The organism is Nocardia sp. NPDC087230 (assembly GCF_044744725.1).
In the GTDB taxonomy this organism is placed as follows: domain Bacteria; phylum Actinomycetota; class Actinomycetes; order Mycobacteriales; family Mycobacteriaceae; genus Nocardia; species Nocardia canadensis.
In genome coordinates, this window is record NZ_JBIUYV010000003.1 from 433933 (window position 1) to 450889 (window position 16957).

At 70.0% G+C, this 16957-nt stretch carries 15 protein-coding genes; 5 read left to right on the plus strand and 10 right to left on the minus strand.

What is annotated here, in order from left to right; translation table 11 throughout:
* Positions 1–12 precede the first annotated feature (12 nt).
* From ACIO52_RS14150 to ACIO52_RS14160, 3 genes are read right to left on the minus strand one after another with little or no spacing between them, the layout of a single operon-like run.
* On the minus strand, positions 13–1275 hold the full coding sequence (locus ACIO52_RS14150) for an FAD-dependent oxidoreductase (RefSeq protein WP_218718218.1): 1263 nt from the start codon (positions 1273–1275) through the stop codon (positions 13–15).
* A 19-nt stretch (positions 1276–1294) separates the two neighbouring features.
* Positions 1295–1840, minus strand: a complete 546-nt coding sequence (locus ACIO52_RS14155) for a GNAT family N-acetyltransferase (protein WP_218718217.1) — start codon at positions 1838–1840, stop codon at positions 1295–1297.
* A gap of 15 nt (positions 1841–1855) precedes the next feature.
* On the minus strand, positions 1856–2773 hold the full coding sequence (locus tag ACIO52_RS14160) for a Ku protein (protein WP_218718216.1): 918 nt from the start codon (positions 2771–2773) through the stop codon (positions 1856–1858).
* A gap of 109 nt (positions 2774–2882) precedes the next feature.
* On the opposite strand from ACIO52_RS14160, the gene ACIO52_RS14165 reads away from it, so the two are divergent.
* Positions 2883–3956, plus strand: a complete 1074-nt coding sequence (locus tag ACIO52_RS14165; protein WP_316575282.1) for a lycopene cyclase family protein — start codon at positions 2883–2885, stop codon at positions 3954–3956.
* Between the two features lie 290 nt (positions 3957–4246).
* Positions 4247–6574 carry an MMPL family transporter gene (locus ACIO52_RS14170; protein ID WP_218718215.1) on the plus strand — a complete coding sequence of 776 codons (2328 nt, stop codon included), beginning with the start codon at positions 4247–4249 and terminating at the stop codon, positions 6572–6574.
* A gap of 69 nt (positions 6575–6643) precedes the next feature.
* Here the strand turns inward: ACIO52_RS14170 and ACIO52_RS14175 are convergent, their stop codons facing one another.
* The gene (locus ACIO52_RS14175; RefSeq protein WP_218718214.1) at positions 6644–7408 is read right to left on the minus strand and encodes an SDR family oxidoreductase; all 765 of its coding nucleotides are present in this window, start codon (positions 7406–7408) and stop codon (positions 6644–6646) included.
* A 149-nt stretch (positions 7409–7557) separates the two neighbouring features.
* Here ACIO52_RS14175 and ACIO52_RS14180 point away from each other — a divergent pair, with 149 nt between their 5' ends.
* Both ACIO52_RS14180 and ACIO52_RS14185 read left to right on the plus strand, forming a co-directional pair.
* Positions 7558–9189: an ABC-F family ATP-binding cassette domain-containing protein gene (locus tag ACIO52_RS14180; RefSeq protein ID WP_218718213.1), complete on the plus strand. Its 1632-nt coding sequence runs from the start codon at positions 7558–7560 to the stop codon at positions 9187–9189.
* 307 nt (positions 9190–9496) lie between these two features.
* Positions 9497–9769: a helix-turn-helix domain-containing protein gene (locus ACIO52_RS14185; RefSeq protein ID WP_019047730.1), complete on the plus strand. Its 273-nt coding sequence runs from the start codon at positions 9497–9499 to the stop codon at positions 9767–9769.
* A gap of 7 nt (positions 9770–9776) precedes the next feature.
* Here the strand turns inward: ACIO52_RS14185 and ACIO52_RS14190 are convergent, their stop codons facing one another.
* The 4 genes from ACIO52_RS14190 to ACIO52_RS14205 all read right to left on the minus strand — a co-directional run bounded on the left by ACIO52_RS14190 (position 9777) and on the right by ACIO52_RS14205 (position 12452).
* Positions 9777–10736 (minus strand): hypothetical protein, encoded by a 960-nt coding sequence (locus ACIO52_RS14190; RefSeq protein ID WP_316575280.1) that lies wholly within the window; start codon positions 10734–10736, stop codon positions 9777–9779.
* A 13-nt stretch (positions 10737–10749) separates the two neighbouring features.
* Positions 10750–11169 carry a hypothetical protein gene (locus ACIO52_RS14195; RefSeq protein WP_218718211.1) on the minus strand — a complete coding sequence of 140 codons (420 nt, stop codon included), beginning with the start codon at positions 11167–11169 and terminating at the stop codon, positions 10750–10752.
* Between the two features lie 286 nt (positions 11170–11455).
* Positions 11456–11872, minus strand: coding sequence for a thioesterase family protein (locus ACIO52_RS14200; RefSeq protein WP_218718210.1), 417 nt, complete (start codon positions 11870–11872; stop codon positions 11456–11458).
* Between the two features lie 85 nt (positions 11873–11957).
* Positions 11958–12452, minus strand: coding sequence for a cupin domain-containing protein (locus tag ACIO52_RS14205; RefSeq protein ID WP_374104853.1), 495 nt, complete (start codon positions 12450–12452; stop codon positions 11958–11960).
* 65 nt (positions 12453–12517) lie between these two features.
* On the opposite strand from ACIO52_RS14205, the gene ACIO52_RS14210 reads away from it, so the two are divergent.
* Positions 12518–13012 carry a MarR family winged helix-turn-helix transcriptional regulator gene (locus tag ACIO52_RS14210; RefSeq protein ID WP_218718209.1) on the plus strand — a complete coding sequence of 165 codons (495 nt, stop codon included), beginning with the start codon at positions 12518–12520 and terminating at the stop codon, positions 13010–13012.
* A gap of 132 nt (positions 13013–13144) precedes the next feature.
* Here ACIO52_RS14210 and ACIO52_RS14215 read toward each other — a convergent pair whose 3' ends face one another.
* Positions 13145–13711, minus strand: coding sequence for a TetR/AcrR family transcriptional regulator (locus tag ACIO52_RS14215; protein WP_019047713.1), 567 nt, complete (start codon positions 13709–13711; stop codon positions 13145–13147).
* A gap of 256 nt (positions 13712–13967) precedes the next feature.
* Positions 13968–16781, minus strand: coding sequence for an aconitate hydratase AcnA (gene acnA, locus ACIO52_RS14220; RefSeq protein WP_394358712.1), 2814 nt, complete (start codon positions 16779–16781; stop codon positions 13968–13970).
* Between the last annotated feature and the right edge of the window lie 176 nt (positions 16782–16957).

Below are 16957 nucleotides of genomic sequence, written 5' to 3' on the forward strand. Positions count from 1 at the left end.
AGTTTTCGGCGCTCAGTCGCCCAGATACTGGTGGACCAGCATCACGGCCATCGAGCCCTCGCCGACGGCGGCCGCCACCCGGCGACCGTTGTAGGCGCGCACGTCGCCCGCGGCGAAGACGCCGGGCACGGTGGTCTCCAGATGCAGCGGCGGCCGGGGCAGTGGCCAGCGCGCGGCGGCGAGCGGGGCGGCCGCGATGTCGGGTCCGGTGAGCAGATAGCCGTTGTCGTCGCGGGCGAACCCGGGGGCGAGCCAGCCGGTGGCGGGGTCGGCGCCGATGAAGGCGAACAGCCAGGTCGCGGCCACCTCCTCGGCGGCGCCGGTACGCCGGTCACGCAGGGTGAGGCGTTCGAGGTGGGTGCCGCCTGCCGCCGCGGCGACCTCGGTGCCGGTGCGGACGTGGATCTCCGGAATCGACTCGATCTGCTCGATCAGGTAGGTCGACATCCGCGCCGCCAGCGACTCGGCGCGGACCAGCAGGAACACCCGCCGGGCGCAGCTGGCGAAGTAGACCGCCGCCTGGCCCGCCGAGTTGGCGCCGCCGACGATGTAGACGTCGGCCCCCGAGCACAGCGGCGCCTCGGTGAGCGCCGAGAAGTAGTAGACGCCGCGACCGGCGAAGTCCGCGATGCCGGGCGCGTCGAGGGTGCGGAAGGTCGCGCCGGTGGCGATGATCGCCGAGCGCGCCGTGACCGTCGTGGCGCCGCAGTGCGCCGTGACGCCGTCGGCGTCGGCCGTGAGCGCGTCGGCGGCCAGGCTGATCACCAGTTCCGCGCCGAACTTGCCCGCCTGGCGACGCGCCCGATCGGTGAGCTGGGCGCCGGAGATGCCGTCGGGGAAGCCGAGATAGTTCTCGATGCGGGAACTCAGCCCGGCCTGCCCGCCGATCGCCCAGCGTTCGAGCAGGACGGTGTGCAGCCCCTCGGACGCGCCGTAGACGGCGGCGGCCATCCCCGCGGGCCCGCCGCCGACGATGAGCAGGTCGTAGCCGCCGGAACTCGGCGTGGTGTGCAGCCCGGCCCAGCGGGCGAGTTGTTCCTCGTCGGCGGGGCGCAGGGCGCGCCCGTCCGGCCCGATCAACACGGGGGTGTCGGCGGCGTCGAAGCCGTGCGCGGTGAGCAGCTCCCGGCCCGCCGGATCGGTGGGGCGCACCCACCGGCAGGCGATCTCGTTACGGCTCAGGAAGGTGCGAATGGCCGCGCACGCGGGCGACCACACCTCGCCGACCACGGTCAGCGCGGCGGAGTCGTGCTCGTCCGGTGCGGTGGGAGCCACCCGTCGAGGATAGGCCCGTTCAGCGGCGCGGGTGCTCCACCGACAGCCTGCCGCGCCGGATCAGATCGTGGCGGGTGGTGGCCGACATCGGCGGCAGCGGCTGTTCGCCGCCCGCCTCGTCGGGGTTCGGGCGCACGAGCAGGGTGACGGTCGCGGCGGGCACGAAGCCGGTGCTGGTCATCAGCGCCGCCGAGGCGCTGTTGCGGTCCTCGACATCGGTGACGATATGGCGGGCGCCGCGCGCGAACAGCGCCTCCGAGCACACGTTCACCAGCCGCCGGGCGATGCCGTGGCCCTGCATGTCGGGCGCGACGGCGATCCATTCGAGGTAGGCCCAGTCGTCGCGGTGCTCGAATTCCATCGAGCCGAGCACGAAGCCGACGACGCGGTCGGAGTCCAGGGCGACCCAGCAGGCGTTGTCGGGGCTGTCCAGATGCTCGGCGACCGCCGTGAGCGACCACGAGGTGTAGGGCTTGGTGGTCGTGTCGAACACCTGGTGGCCGAGATCGAGGACTTGACGCAGATGTCCCAGCCCCATCGGCACGACAGCGATCGAGGAGTCCATGCGGGCCAGTCTGCCCTACGCGCCTTTGCGCGCCGCGGTCTTGCTGTCGGCGGATTTCTTCGGCGCGGCTTTCCGGGGCGCCGCTTTCTTGGCGGGCGCCTTCTTCGCCGCCTTCTTCGCTGGTGCCTGCGCCGAGTCGGCGTCGCGGCGGCCGCTCGCCTCGAGACTGCGTTGCAGCGCGGCGACCAGATCGACGACCTCGGCATCGGTTTGTTCGGCGGGCTCGGCCGCCGCGGTGGACTCCACCTTGCCCGAGCCGCTGGCGATCGCCTCGTCGAGCAGTTTCTGCAATTCGATCTGGTATTCGTCGGTGTATTCGCTGGGATCGAAATCGCCCGACATGGATTCGACCAGCGTCTCGGCCATCTTCAATTCCTGCGGGCGCGGCGCGGGCGCGTCGTCGAGGGCCGGGAAGTCGACGGCACGCACCTCGTCGGGCCACAGCAGGGTTTGCAGCACGAGCACGCCGTCGCGCACCCGCAATGCCGCCAGCCTGGTCTTCTGTCGCAGCGTGAAGTGGACCAGCGCGGTCTTGTCGATGCGCTCGAGGGTGGCGGCCAGCAATTGGTAGGCCTTGGGCGTGGCCGAATCCGGTTCGAGGTAGTAGCTCTTGTCGAACAGCACCGGGTCGATCTGTTCGGAGGGCACGAATTCCAGCACCGGGATCTCGTGCTTCTCCGCCGCGGGGAGTTTCGCGAAATCGGCGTCGGTGAGCACGACCTGGTCGCCGTCGGGGGAGACGTAGGCCTTGTCGATGTCGGAATACTGGACGGAATTGCCGCACACCTGGCAGACACGGTCGTATTTGATCCGGCCGCCGTCCTTGGCGTGGACCTGATGGAACCGAATATCGTGGTCCTCGGTCGCGGTGTAGACCTTGACCGGGACATTGACCAGCCCGAATGCGATCGAGCCCTTCCAGATCGATCTCATTTCCCCATGATGGCCGAGATATCGCCCGGGGGCGAGCGGCCGCCGCCGAACCGGTGCCCGTCCGTGACGCGGCGGTGCTTGAAATCGTCGCGTCTGATCCAATCGACGGGTGCACGCCGAGCTGATCATCTGCGGACTCGGCCCCGCGGGCCGGGCGGTGGCCCATCGCGCCCTGACCCGTGGGCGGCCGGTGACGGTGATCGATCCGCACCCCGACCGCGTCTGGACGCCCACCTATGCCGCCTGGGCCGACGAACTGCCGGACTGGCTCGACCCGGCGGTCGTCGCCGCGACCGTCGACCGGCCGACGGCCTGGGCGCTCGGCGAGCACCGGCTCGAGCGCGCCTATCAGGTCCTCGATACCGCGGCGCTGCAACGATCGCTGACGATCGACGGTGCCGAGGTGATCGCCGATCGAGTCGTCGACCTGGACGCGCGGGCGGGCACGGTGCGCACGGCGAGCGGGATCACCCGAGCCGGCCGGGTGATCGACGCCCGCGGCCTGACCAGATCGGCACGCCGGGCCGAGCAGACGGCGTACGGCATCGTCGTCCGCCGCGACACCCTCGACGCCGACCAGCCGACGCTGTTCATGGACTGGCGGTCGGACAACGGCGCCGGCACCGATGATCCGGCCTCGTTCCTCTACGTCGTCCCGCTCGGCCCGGACACCATGTTGTTCGAGGAAACGTGCCTCGCGGGCAGGCCCGCTCTCGGGCTCGAGGTGCTGCGGCGCAGGCTGGAACACCGCTTGCGCGCCCGCGGCATCGCGGTCACCGGTGCGGAACCGGTCGAGCGGGTGCGCTTCCCCGTGGAAGGTGGCAGGCCGGGCGGTGGCCGGTTCGGGGCCGCGGGTGGCCTGACCCATCCCGCCACCGGGTACAGCGTCGCCGCCTCGCTGCGCGCGGCCGACCTCGTCGTCGCGGGCGGGACTGCGTGGACCGGCCGGGCGCGCGCCGTGGCCGCCCTGCGCCGCGCCGGTCTGCGGGCGCTGCTGGCGCTCCCGCCGCGTGACGTCGCGATCTTCTTCGCCGCCTTCTTCGCGCTGCCCGACACGCTGCAACGGTCGTACCTGTCCGGTGACGACCTGGGCGGCACCCTGGCGGCGATGCGCGCGTTGTTCGCCGCGCTACCTCCGCGCCTGCGCCGCACCCTGGTGATCTCGGTGGCCGGAATCGGGTGAGATCCGGCCCGATCGCGACCGCCCGACGTGCCGGGTGCTGGTGCGCCGAGCACGACGAGCGGTGCTCGCGCGGCGCGGTGTAGCGGACCGGTCGCTGACCCGGATCCGGTGGGTGTGCGCGGGGTCGGCCCGAGGCCCGGCGGCGGCGCCACGAAGTTGCTACCATCGCCGAGCGAACGCGCCCACCCGCCAACAGGATCGGGCCGACGAGGCGGATGGCCGGGAGTTCCCCCAGCCCCGCGCGTCGATGTGCGTGCCGCCCAGTTGCGTGACTAGTTAGGGGAATATCGGTGTTCGAATTCACCAAGCGGCGCAGCCGCTGGGTGCTCGGCGTGTTCGCGGTGCTCGCGGTGGTGCTCGGCGCACTCGGCGCCACGCTGTTCGAGCGGGTGGAGGGCGGCGGATACACCGACCCGGGCAGCGAATCCAGCAGAGCGCTCGAGGTGCTGCGCGAGGAGTTCGGGCAGTCACCGCCGAACCTGCTGCTGCTGGTACAGACGGAGTCCTCGGTCGAGGACCCCGAATCCACTGCCGCGGCAACGGCGCTGGTCGCCAACCTGCAGGAACGCGAGGGCGTCACCGACGTCGCCTCCTACTGGACCACCCACCAGCCCGCGCTGCGCAGTGTCGACGGCAAGCAGGGCCTCATCGTGGCCAGTGTGCTCGGCAGCGAACGCGAGATCGACGAACGCGTCGCCGCGATCGCCGACGAGCTCAGCGGCACCCACGGGACGCTGCAGGTGCGGGCGGGCGGCTTCGCCATGCTGATGCACGAGACCGTCGAGCAGGGCAAGCGCGACATCGCCAAGGGCGAGGCGATCGCCTTCCCGCTCACACTGCTCGCGTTGCTGTTCGTCTTCGGCGGGCTGGTCGCGGCGAGTCTGCCGCTGCTGGTCGCGTTCGTGACCGTGCTGACGACCATGGGCGCGCTGTGGATGCTCACCCTGTTCACGCCGCTCTCGGTGAGCGCGACCAACGTGGCCACCCTGCTCGGTCTCGGTCTGGCCATCGACTACAGCCTGCTGATCGTCAACCGCTATCGCGACGAACTGTCCGAGGGCCGCACCCCGGCCGGCGCGGTGGCGACCACCCTGCGCACCGCGGGCCGCACGGTCGCGTTCTCGGCGCTGACGGTCGCCGTCGCGCTCGCCGGTCTGCTGTTCTTCCCGCTGCTGGCGATCCGGTCGATGGGATACGCGGGCATCCTCGTCGCGGCGCTGGCCGCGACGGTCTCGCTGACCGTGCTGCCCGCGACCCTGCTGCTGCTCGGGACCCGCATCGACAAGGGCCAGCTCGGCTGGTGGTTCCTGCGGGCGCCGCGGCCGGCTCCGGGCGAGGGCGCCTGGCACAAGCTGGCCACCGCGGTGATGCGCAAGCCGATCCCGATCGGCCTGGCCGTGACCGCGCTGCTACTGATCCTGGGCGCGCCGTTCCTGGGCGTGCAGCTGGGCTTCCCCGACGAGCGCAGCCTGCCCGCGTCGATGCCCTCGCGCCAGGTCACCGAGATCGTGCACGCCGACTTCGGCGAGAGCGACCAGAACCCCCTGGTCGCCGTGCTGCCCGAGAGCGCCTACAGCGCGGCGGGAGTGGACGCCATCGCCCGCCGGATGTCGGATCTGACGCACGTGCGCCGGGTCGACACCGCGACCGGCAGCTACGCCCAGGGCGGTCTGCTCACCGGTCCCACCGCGGCCAACGCCCGGTTCCGGGCGGATCGGGCCGTCTACCTGTCCATCGTGCCCGCCACCACCGACAGCGCCGCGCTGTCGGACCTGGTCGGGCAGGTGCGCGCGGTCGAGACGCCGAGCGAGCTGCTGGTCGGCGGCGTACCCGCGGCCAACGTCGACTCCATCACCGCCATCGAGGACGCCCTGCCCTGGGCGCTCGGTTTCGTGGTGATCGTGATGCTGCTCGTGCTGTTCGCGCTCACCGGCAGCGTGGTGCTGCCCGTGCTCGCGGTGGTGCTGAGCGCGCTGAGCCTGACCGCGACCTTCGGCGCGCTGGTGTGGATCTTCCAGGACGGGCACCTGTCCGGGCTGCTCGGCTTCACCGTCACCGGCGATCTGTCCGCCACCGTGCCGGTGATGCTGTTCGCCGCCGCGTTCGGTCTCGCGATGGACTACCAGGTCTTCCTGCTCTCGCGCATCCGCGAGGAGTACGACCGCACCGGCAAGAACGACACCGCCGTCGCGCTCGGCCTGGAGCGGATCGGCCGCATCGTCACCGCCGCCGCGATCCTGATCTCGGTGGTGTTCCTGGGCTTCCTGGCCTCCGACATCACCTTCATGAAGGCCTTCGGCATCGGCCTGCCGCTGGCGGTCATCGTCGACGCCACCCTGGTGCGCGGCTTCCTGCTGCCCGCCGCGATGAAGGTGCTCGGCGACGCCAACTGGTACGCACCGGAATTCCTGCGCCGCCTGCACGATCGGTGGGGCCTGGACGAGGGCGGCGCCGGCCGGTCGCTGAATCACGATGTCCCCGTGCGTGATCCGCTGGGTGTCACCACCGGCAGGCCGGTGGCCGAGACCGAGACCCTGGTCAACGACCCGCTGGCGCGCGCGCAGGCGGCCCGCGCCGAGGAGGGCTTGGCCGCCGCCGGACGGGAGTCCGCGGACTGACCCCGACGTCGTAGTTCCGCTGGGCGGCATCGGTTTCGCGTGGGAAACCGATGCCGCCCTTCGCGTCGGTCAGATGCCGCCGGTGGCGAGCAGGCCGCCGTCGACCCGGACGCAGTCGCCGGTGATCCAGGCGGCTTCGTCGGAGACCAGGAACGCGATCAGCTTGGCGACGTCCTCGGGGACGCCGAGGCGCTTCAAGGGGTAGACGCTCGCGGCGCGGTCCTCGTCGGCCGAGTACAGGGCGTCGGCGAACTTGGTCTTCACCACGCCCGGCGCCACCGCGTTGACGCGGATGTTCGGGCCCAGCTGCCAGGCCAGTTCCTCGGTGAGCCGGATCAGCGCCGCCTTGGAGGCGCCGTAGGCGGAGATCACGCCCGAGGACCGGATGCCGGCCACGCTGGCCACGTTGACGATCGCGCCGCCGTGCTCGGCCATCCACGCCCGGTAGGCCTGCTGGATGTAGCCCAGCGAGGCCACCACGTTCACGTCGAAGATCTTGCCGACCGCGCCCAGGTCGGCGTCCATCAGCGCGCCGTACACCGGGTTGATGCCGGTGTTGTTGACCAGGATGTCGAGCGAACCGAACTCCGCGACCGCGCGGGCCACCGCCTCGGCGCGCGCCTCGGCGTCGCCCGCGTTGCCCGCCAGCGCGCTCACCTGCCCCGGGTGTCCGAGGGCGCGCAGCTCGGTGGCCGCCGCCTCGAGCGGTTCGGGTTTGCGCGCGGTGATCAGCACGTTGGCCCCGCGACGCAGGAGTTCGGCGGCGGTGGCCAGGCCGATGCCGCGGCTCGCTCCGGTGACGAGGGCGGTCCTGCCCAGTAGATCGGTAGTCATGCGACGAGAGTAACCACGCTCACACCGGGCGGCGCCGGTTCGGTCGCCGAGTCCGCGGACGGTAAAATGAGTGGTTCTTGCCGACATCGACGGTGCACGATGGGTCGAATCGGCGCTCACCATTCTTTTTCGACACGAGGAGAAGCCCTGTGATCACGGCGACCGACCTGGAGGTCCGGGCCGGAGTCCGCACCCTGCTCTCGGCCCCCGGGCCGGCGCTGCGGGTGCAGTCCGGCGACCGGATCGGACTGGTCGGACGCAACGGCGCGGGCAAGACCACCACCTTGCGCATCCTCGCGGGTGAGGGTGAGCCCTACGCCGGAAAGATCACGCGCTCCACCGAGATCGGCTACCTGCCGCAGGACCCCAAGGAAGGCGATCTCGATGTGATCGCCCGCGACCGGGTGCTGTCCGCGCGCGGCCTGGACACCCTGATCCGGGACATGGAGAAGCAGCAGGCGCTGATGGCCGAGGTGGCCGACGAGAAGGAACGCGAGAAGGCGATCCGCAAGTACGGCCGCCTCGAGGACCAGTTCTCCTCGCTCGGCGGCTACGTCGCCGAAAGCGAAGCCGCCCGCATCTGCAACAGCCTCGGCCTGCCCGACCGGGTCCTGGGCCAGCAGCTGCGCACGCTCTCCGGCGGTCAGCGCCGCCGCATCGAGCTCGCGCGCATCCTGTTCTCCGCCTCCGACGGCTCGGGCGGGCGCTCGGACCGCATCCTGCTGCTCGACGAGCCGACCAACCACCTCGACGCCGACTCGATCACCTGGCTGCGCGGGTTCCTGCAGAACCACGACGGCGGCCTCATCGTGATCAGCCACGATGTCGAACTGCTCGAGGCCGTGGTCAACAAGGTGTGGTTCCTCGACGCGGTGCGCGGCGAGCCCGATGTCTACAACATGGGCTGGAAGAAGTACCTCGACGCCCGCGCCACCGACGAACAGCGCCGCGTCCGCGAGCGCGCCAACGCCGAGAAGAAGGCGAGCGCACTGCGTCAGCAGGCCGCCAAGCTCGGCGCCAAGGCCACCAAAGCTGCTGCGGCACACCAGATGGTGCGCCGGGCCGAGCGCTTGATGGCCGAGCTCGACGACGTGCGCGTGGCCGACAAGGTCGCCCGCATCCGCTTCCCCGAGCCCGCGCCGTGCAGCAAGACGCCGCTGATGGTGAACAACCTGACCAAGCTCTACGGGTCGCTGGAGATCTTCACCGGCGTCAACTTCGCCGTCGACAAGGGCAGCCGCGTCGTGGTGCTCGGCCTCAACGGCGCGGGCAAGACGACCATGCTCAAGTTGCTCGCCGGTGTCGAGACGCCGACCTCGGGCGGCATCGAACAGGGCCGCGGCCTCAAGGTCGGCTACTTCGCCCAGGAGCACGACACCCTCGACGATCAGGCGACGGTGTGGGAGAACATCCGGCACGCCTCCCCGGACGCGGGCGAGCAGGAGCTGCGCAGCCTGCTCGGCGCCTTCATGTTCACCGGTCCGCAGCTCGAGCAGCCCGCGGGCACCCTGTCCGGTGGTGAGAAGACCCGGCTGGCGCTGGCCGGGCTGGTGTCCTCGGCGGCCAATGTGCTGCTGCTGGACGAGCCGACCAACAACCTCGACCCGATCTCGCGCGAGCAGGTGCTCGAGGCGCTGCGCACCTACGCGGGCGCCGTCGTCCTGGTGACGCACGACCCGGGCGCCGCCGAGGCGCTGAACCCGGAACGCGTCATCCTGCTGCCGGACGGCACCGAGGACCACTGGTCGAAGGAATACGCCGAGCTGATCGACCTCGCCTGAGCCGTCAGGGGCCGGAGGCGGTAGCGCAGCGTCACCACGGAGGTCCCCGGCTCTGGCGCTGTCCTACACCGCCTGAGCCGTCAGGGGCCGGAGGCGGTAGCGCAGCGTCACCACGGAGGTCCCCGGCTCGGGCGCTGTCCTACACCGCCTGAGCCGTCATGGGCCCGTGACGGCGGTGTGTCGCGCGTGAAACGCTGTGTCGGGAGGGAACTCGCGGCACTCGCGTGAGTTTCATCACTGTTTTCGTTGATCACCGACTCCGGAGTGTCTAGCCTGGAATCAGCTGCTCGGCGACTCGGAGGAAGCCATGAGCGACAGTGCGAGACAGGCCGCTAGGTCGGCCAAGGGCAAGACGACGATCGGCAAGGCCGCGCTGGGAAAGGGCACCCGGGTCACGGGCAAGTCCCGCGACCGGTTGCAGTCCCAGCTGAAGAAGCAGTACGAGGCGGGCGCGAGCATCCGCTCGCTGGCCAGGGCCACCGGCCGCTCGTACGGCTTCATCCACAATGTGCTGGTCGAGTCGCACGTCGAGTTGCGCGGCCGTGGCGGCGCCAACCGGCGCAAGAATCCGGCCGACTGAGGCGCGCTCACCAGCCGGGGACCGCACCGTCCCCGTGCACGAGCAGGTTCGCCAGGCTGGTGAACAGCGGCAGGCCCGTCTTGATCTCGAGATAGGCGAACTGCCCCTGTGGGTTGACCTCGAGGAAGTAGTACTCGCCGTCGTTGCCCAGTCGCAGGTCGACGACGCCGAAGCTCAGCCCGAGGGCCCCCATCAGGGTGGCCAGCGACTTGCTGACCGAGGCGGGCAGCCGGTCGCGGGCGAAGCCGACCGAGGTGTCCAGCCGGGAATCGACCCGGCCGACGCCGGCCTGGGAATCGATGCGTACCGACCACTCGATGCCGTCGACCCAGACCACCCGCAGATCGCAGCTGGCCTCGACGTAGTCCTGGAACGTGGTCGGGGTCGACCGGATCGAGCCGAGCCTGCTCAGCTCCGGCCGGGTAATGATCCTGGTCTCGGAGAATTCGCCGCGCCCGGTGCCCGTGCGCTTGTATACCACTGGGCCGGAACGGGATTCGACGAAACTGCGGGCTTCGTCCGGATCGTTGGTGATCAGTGTCTCCGGGATGGCGAACCCGGCCCGCTGTGCCGTCTCGAGCTGCACGATCTTGCGGCTGGCGGTGCGCTCGGCGGCCGGATCGTTGATCCAGTACGCCGGGATCGACCACAGCATGCCCTGGAGGAACCCGTCGCATTCGGCCTGGCGGAACTCGTCGTCGGCGGCGCGCACGCCGTGCGGTACCAGACACGGGTGCGGCCTGCGCCACCAGACCGCGCGCACGTCGTCGAGACCGTGGATGTGGGCCAGCGCGCGATTGGTGCCTGCCTTGTCCAGCCGGAAACTGCCTGTCTCCCTGGGGAAGTCGCGCAGATCCAGCCGAATCGGGTCGAGCCCGTGGTGTTCTCGTAACGTGGCGGCCAGCGCATCGGCGTGCAGGTCGTCGGTTTCGGAGACGATGAGCACCGCGTCGGTCGCGCGTTCCATGACCGTGGGCCGTTCAGTCGAGGCTGTCGCAGTTGATGCCGTCGCGGAAGGTGAACGTGGCGCCGGTGACTCCGCCGCGCTCCGCGATCCGCAGCTTGGCCGCCCAGGCGCGGGTGGCCTGGGCCAGCAGGTCGTCACCGAGTGCCTCGGAGGGCTCGGGCGCCAGGGTGATCGGCCGGTCGACCAGTTCCACCCGCATCCGGCGGGTGAAATCGGCGGTCGCGCCGGGCCGGATGTCGACGCGCACCTGCCGTTCCCCCGCGGTGGCGCGGTCTTCGGTGAGCCGCACGACGTCACGCCGGTCGAAGGTCCACGTACCACCGTCGACCCGCACCGAGATGTCGCGCTCGGACTCGGCCACCAGCAATCCGCGCAAGGCGGGGCCCCGATCTCGGGACGACGCGGTAGCGGGGAGGTGGATGGCGTCGGTCATGGGCACTCACTCCGATCTTCTCGTCTGCTCGCGATTTGCCAGAACCCCCGAAGGTGCTACGGATCATAACGCGCGAGCGGGCGTCACCGAGTCGGTTCGCAAGATTTGCGGGGCCTCGGGCAAACCGCCGAGCGGCGCGTGATCGCCTAGCGGGGAGAGAATTTCGGACAACTCGACCAGGGATCACACCGTCGCACCGGCAATCGATCAGCTAACGATGTCGGGTACGCCGACGGCCCGCATCGCCGCGAGATTGCTGAACGATACGGGCCGTGTCGGCTCGGGTTCAGAGGCCGAGGAGCTCCGGGCGTTCGGCCAGAGCGCGAAAGTGCTCGCCGGGGTTGGGGACCAGCTTGCGCTCGGTCAGGTCCATCGCGCCGGCCACCACGGTGATCTCCGCGGACACCGTGCCGTCGAGCTTGATGATCTGGTGGTGGAAGCGGAAGACTTTGCCGCCGTCCCATTCGCAGGTGGCCGTCACGGTCACCTCGTCGCCGCCGCGCAGTTCGCGCCGGTACTTGATCGTCGATTCGAGGACGACCGCGCCGATCCCGCCGGCGAGGAACTTGTCCTGCGGGATCCCCGCCGCCCGCATCAGCTCCCAGCGGGCGTGCTCGCCGTACTGGTGGTAGACGGCGTGGTTGAGGTGGCCCTGGGTGTCGAGCTCGTAGCCGCGGACGAGGACCGGTACGGAGAACGTCATACGGCGTATAACCAGGGGTTTCGCCGCTATTGTTCCCGCGATGGCTGCAATCTGTGCCACAGACTGCTCGGTTCGGTATCGCGGGTCAGCGGCGGTGGGCGTTGCGCTCGGCCCACCAGGCGGGCGCGTCGACGAAGTGGTTGTCGAATTCCTCTTGGGCGGCGACGAATTCGTCGTGCGTCGCCTCGCCGCGGATCAGGCGGTCGAGCAGGCGGAAGTACTCGAAGCGCTGCACGCCGGGCATCAGGGCGATGAGGATGCGCGCGCCGCTGTCGGGGGTGGCGCCGAAGGCGTGCGGCATGTGGCGGGGGACCACCAGGGAGCCGCCCGCGCCGACGGTGTGGATGTGGTCGCCCGCCATGACCTGGAGTTCGCCGTCGGCGACGTAGAACAGCTCGTCGGAGCGGGTGTGGAAGTGCGGCGCCGCGCCGTCGGCGCCCTGCGCCATGGTGACCTCCAGCGTGCTGACGGTGCCGTCGCTGGCGTCGGCGTCGGTGAGCAGGCGCATCCGCACGGACTCGGTGCCGAGGGTCTCCGCGTCCTCGGGCAGGCAGAGGGCGATATCGCGGGCGTTCGTCATGGCTTTTCCATTCGCTGGTTGATAATTCGCTACCGAACTATATCGCAGCGAATAGAATTGCGTCCATGGATGATCCGGATGCCGTCGATGCCATCGCCGCCCAGTGGCGGCGCGAACGCCCCGACCTCGACCTGGCGGCGATGGCCGTCTTCGGCAGGCTCGGCAGGCTGATGACCGTCGCCACGGCCCGCATCGAGGCCGTGTTCACCGCGCACGGATTGCAGCGTGGTGAGTTCGATGTGCTTGCGGCACTGCGCCGTTCGGGGGCGCCGTACGAACTCAACCCCTCGGTGCTCGCCGACACGCTGATGCTCTCGCGCGCCGGGATGACCGGGCGGATCGACCGGCTGGAGACGGCCGGACTGGTCCGCCGGATCGCCGATCAGGGCGATCGCCGGGCGGTGCGCGTCGCGCTCACCGGCGCGGGGCGCGAACTCGTCGACGTCGTCGTCGGCGCGCACATCGAGAACGAGACGCGCATGCTGTCGGTGCTCGATCCCGCCGATCGTGTGGCGCTGGACCGGATCGCGCGCATCATGCTGCGCAGCCTCGAAGGCTAGCCGATCCCGCAACGCGCAACCATCGTCATCGGAGATCCCGCGCACCGCAATCGGTGAGTCGGCAGTGGGTGCACCGACGAAAGAACCGCCGCGGTGTTCCGGAAAACATTGCGGCGGTTCGGGTTCCGGAGCTCAGTCGCGACGGCGGACGGAGGCTTCGACGAGATCGAGGACGGCGGAGAGGTTGTCGTCGGTGTGGCCGGAGGCGATCCGGGCGATCAAGCCGTCCAGCACCAGGTCCAGATAGCCGAGCAGGACGTCGGTGGGGACGTCGTCGCGCAGCGCGCCCGCGGCCTTGCGGCGTTCCAGGCGGGCCAGGGTGGCCGCGGTGAGTTCGGCGGAGCGCTGGGTCCAGCCTGCGCGGAATTCCGGGTCGGTGCGCACCCGGCGCGCGATCTCGAGGCGGGTGCCCAGCCAGTTGAATTCCTCGGGGCGGGCGAGCATGTCGCGCATGACCTGCACGATGCCCTGGTTGGCCGCGACCTCGGCCATGCGCTCGGCGTCGTCCTTGGCCAGGGCGAAGAACAGCGCGTCCTTGTCGCGGAAATGGTGGAAGATGGCGCCGCGCGAGAGGCCGATGGCCTCCTCCAGACGGCGCACCGTGGCGCCGTCGTAGCCGTATTCGGCGAAGCAGCGCCGTGCGCCGTCGAGGATCTGGCTGCGGCGGGCGGCGAGGTGGTCGTCGCTGACCTTGGGCATGAGTCCTCCGACTGACGATACATCGACCCCCGCCCCGGAGTGCGGAGCGGGGGTCGATGATGAATTGGCTTGTGGCCGAGCAATGGTGGATGAGGTCCGAGCAGGAACCCACCCCGTCGGGAGCGAGCCCGACGAGCGATGTCCGGGGCCGCCCCGCCGCCGGGCACTCGAAGCGCATGCGCCGCAGGCGCGAGTCTCGAGTGTCCGGCGGCGGGGTCACGAGGCCCCGGACCCCGCCGCGAAGCGACGCATGATCTCAGCCGCGGATCATGTTGCGCAGGACGTACTGCAGGATGCCGCCGTTGCGGTAGTAGTCGGCCTCACCGGGGGTGTCGATGCGCACGACCGCGTCGAACGTGGTGACCTTGCCGTCTTCCGCGGTGGCGGTGACCTTGACGGTCTTCGGGGTGACACCCTCGTTGAGGGCGGTGATGCCCTCGATGTCGAAGGTCTCGGTGCCGGTCAGGCCCAGCGACGCGGCCGACTGGCCGGCCGGGAACTGCAGCGGCACAACGCCCATGCCGATCAGGTTGGAGCGGTGGATGCGCTCGAACGACTCGGTGATGACGGCCTTGACGCCCAGCAGGCTGGTGCCCTTGGCGGCCCAGTCACGCGAGGAGCCCGAACCGTATTCCTTGCCACCGAGCACGACCAGCGGGATACCCGCGGCCTGGTAGTTCTGCGAGGCGTCGTAGATGAACGCCTGCGGGCCGCCCTCCTGGGTGAAGTCGCGGGTGTAGCCACCCGAGACGTCGTCGAGCAGCTGGTTGCGCAGCCGGATGTTGGCGAAGGTGCCGCGGATCATCACCTCGTGGTTACCACGACGCGAGCCCAGCGAGTTGTAGTCCTTGCGGGCCACACCGTTGGCGTCGAGGTACTGCGCGGCGGGGGTGCCGGGCTTGATCGGGCCGGCCGGGGAGATGTGGTCGGTGGTGACCGAGTCGCCCAGCAGCGCCAGGACGCGGGCGCCCTTGATGTCGGTGACGGGGCTCGGGTCCATCGACATGCCGTCGAAGTACGGCGCCTTGCGGACGTAGGTCGACTTCTCGTCCCACGCGAAGGTGTCGCCCTCCGGGGTGGCCAGGCCCTGCCAGCGGGCGTCGCCGTCGAAGACGGTGGCGTAGGAGTTGCGGAACATGTCCTGGCTGATCGACGCCTTGATGGTGTCGTCGATCTCCTGGGCCGAGGGCCAGATGTCCTTCAGGAAGACGTCGTTGCCGTCGGCGTCCTGGCCGAGGGCGTCGGTCTCGAAGTCGAAGTCCATGGTGCCCGCGAGCGCGTAGGCGATGACCAGCGGCGGGGAGGCCAGGTAGTTCATCTTCACGTCAGGGGAGATACGACCCTCGAAGTTGCGGTTACCCGACAGCACGGCGGTGACCGAGAGGTCGTTGTCGTTGATCGCGGCCGAGATCTCCTCGGGCAGCGGGCCGGTGTTACCGATGCAGGTGGTGCAGCCGTAGCCACCGACGTAGAAGCCGAGCTTCTCGAGGTAGGGCCACAGACCGGCCTTCTCGTAGTAGTCGGAGACGACCTGCGAGCCCGGCGCCATGTTGGTCTTCACCCACGGCTTGGTCGACAGGCCCTTCTCCACCGCGTTGCGGGCGAGCAGGGCGGCGCCCAGCATGACCGACGGGTTGGAGGTGTTGGTGCAGGAGGTGATACCCGCGACCACGACGGCGCCGTGATCGAGGACGAAGTCACCGCGCTCGGCCGAGCGCACCTCGACCGGCTTGGACGGACGGCCGTTGGCACCCTTGGCGGCCGAGTGGGCCGGGGTGTAGGTGTCGTCGGCGGCGTTGGCGGACACGGCGACCGAATCCGACGCGGGGAAGGACTCCTCGCCCGCCTCGTCCAGTGCGGACAGCTCGCCCTGGCCGACGTAGTTGACGATGTCGGAGCGGAAGGCCGCCTTGGACTCGCTGAGCAGGATACGGTCCTGCGGGCGCTTCGGGCCGGCGATGGACGGCACCACGGTGCTCAGGTCCAGCTCCAGGTACTCCGAGTACGCGGGCTCGTTGTCGGCGTCGTGCCACATGCCCTGTTCCTTGGCGTACGCCTCGACGAGCGCGAGCTGCTCGTCGGTGCGGCCGGTCAGGCGCAGGTAGTTGATGGTCTCCTCGTCGATCGGGAAGATCGCCGCGGTGGAGCCGAACTCGGGGCTCATGTTGCCCAGGGTGGCGCGGTTGGCCAGCGGCACCTCGGACACGCCGGCGCCGTAGAACTCGACGAACTTGCCGACGACGCCGTGCTTGCGCAGCATGTCGGTGACGGTCAGCACCACGTCGGTGGCGGTGACGCCCGGCTTGATCTCACCGGTCAGCTTGAAGCCGACGACGCGCGGGATCAGCATGGAGACCGGCTGGCCCAGCATCGCGGCCTCGGCCTCGATGCCACCCACGCCCCAGCCCAGCACGCCGAGGCCGTTGACCATGGTGGTGTGCGAGTCGGTGCCCACACAGGTGTCGGGGTAGGCCTGGCCGTTGCGGACCATGACGGTGGGGGCCAGGTACTCGATGTTGACCTGGTGGACGATGCCCATGCCCGGGGGGACGACCTTGAAGTCGTCGAAGGCGCCCTGGCCCCAGCGCAGGAACTGGTAGCGCTCGCCGTTGCGCTCGTACTCGAGCTCGACGTTGCGCTCCAGCGCGTCGGCGCGACCGAAGACGTCCAGGATCACCGAGTGGTCGATGACCATGTCGGCGGGGGAGAGCGGGTTCACCTTGCTCGGGTCGCCGCCGAGAGTGGTGACGGCCTCACGCATGGTGGCGAGGTCGACGATGCAGGGCACGCCGGTGAAGTCCTGCATGATCACGCGCGCGGGGGTGAACTGGATCTCGACGCTCGGCTGCGCCGAGGGGTCCCAGTTCGCGATCGCGCGGATGTGATCGGCGGTGATGTTGGCGCCGTCCTCGGTGCGCAGCAGGTTCTCCGCCAGCACCTTCAGGGCGTAGGGCAGCTTCTCGGTGCCGGGAACAGCCGAGAGACGGAAGATCTCGTAGGAGTTGCTTCCGACCTCGAGCGTGCCCTTGGCGCCGAAGGTATCAATCTTCGTCACGTCAGCTCCACTCATCTGTGAGGGTGTGCCGCCGGCGGGGCTGTGCCGGCGACTCGCGTCTTCGGAGGGGGTTCGGCGCCGTGAGCGCCGGATTCCTCGCCGTACGAGCCTAACAGTACGCTTGTCCTATGAAATACGCGGGGGCGGTTCGGCGAGCCGTGTGAGCGTGTCCGCGCGCACCGTCGGCTACT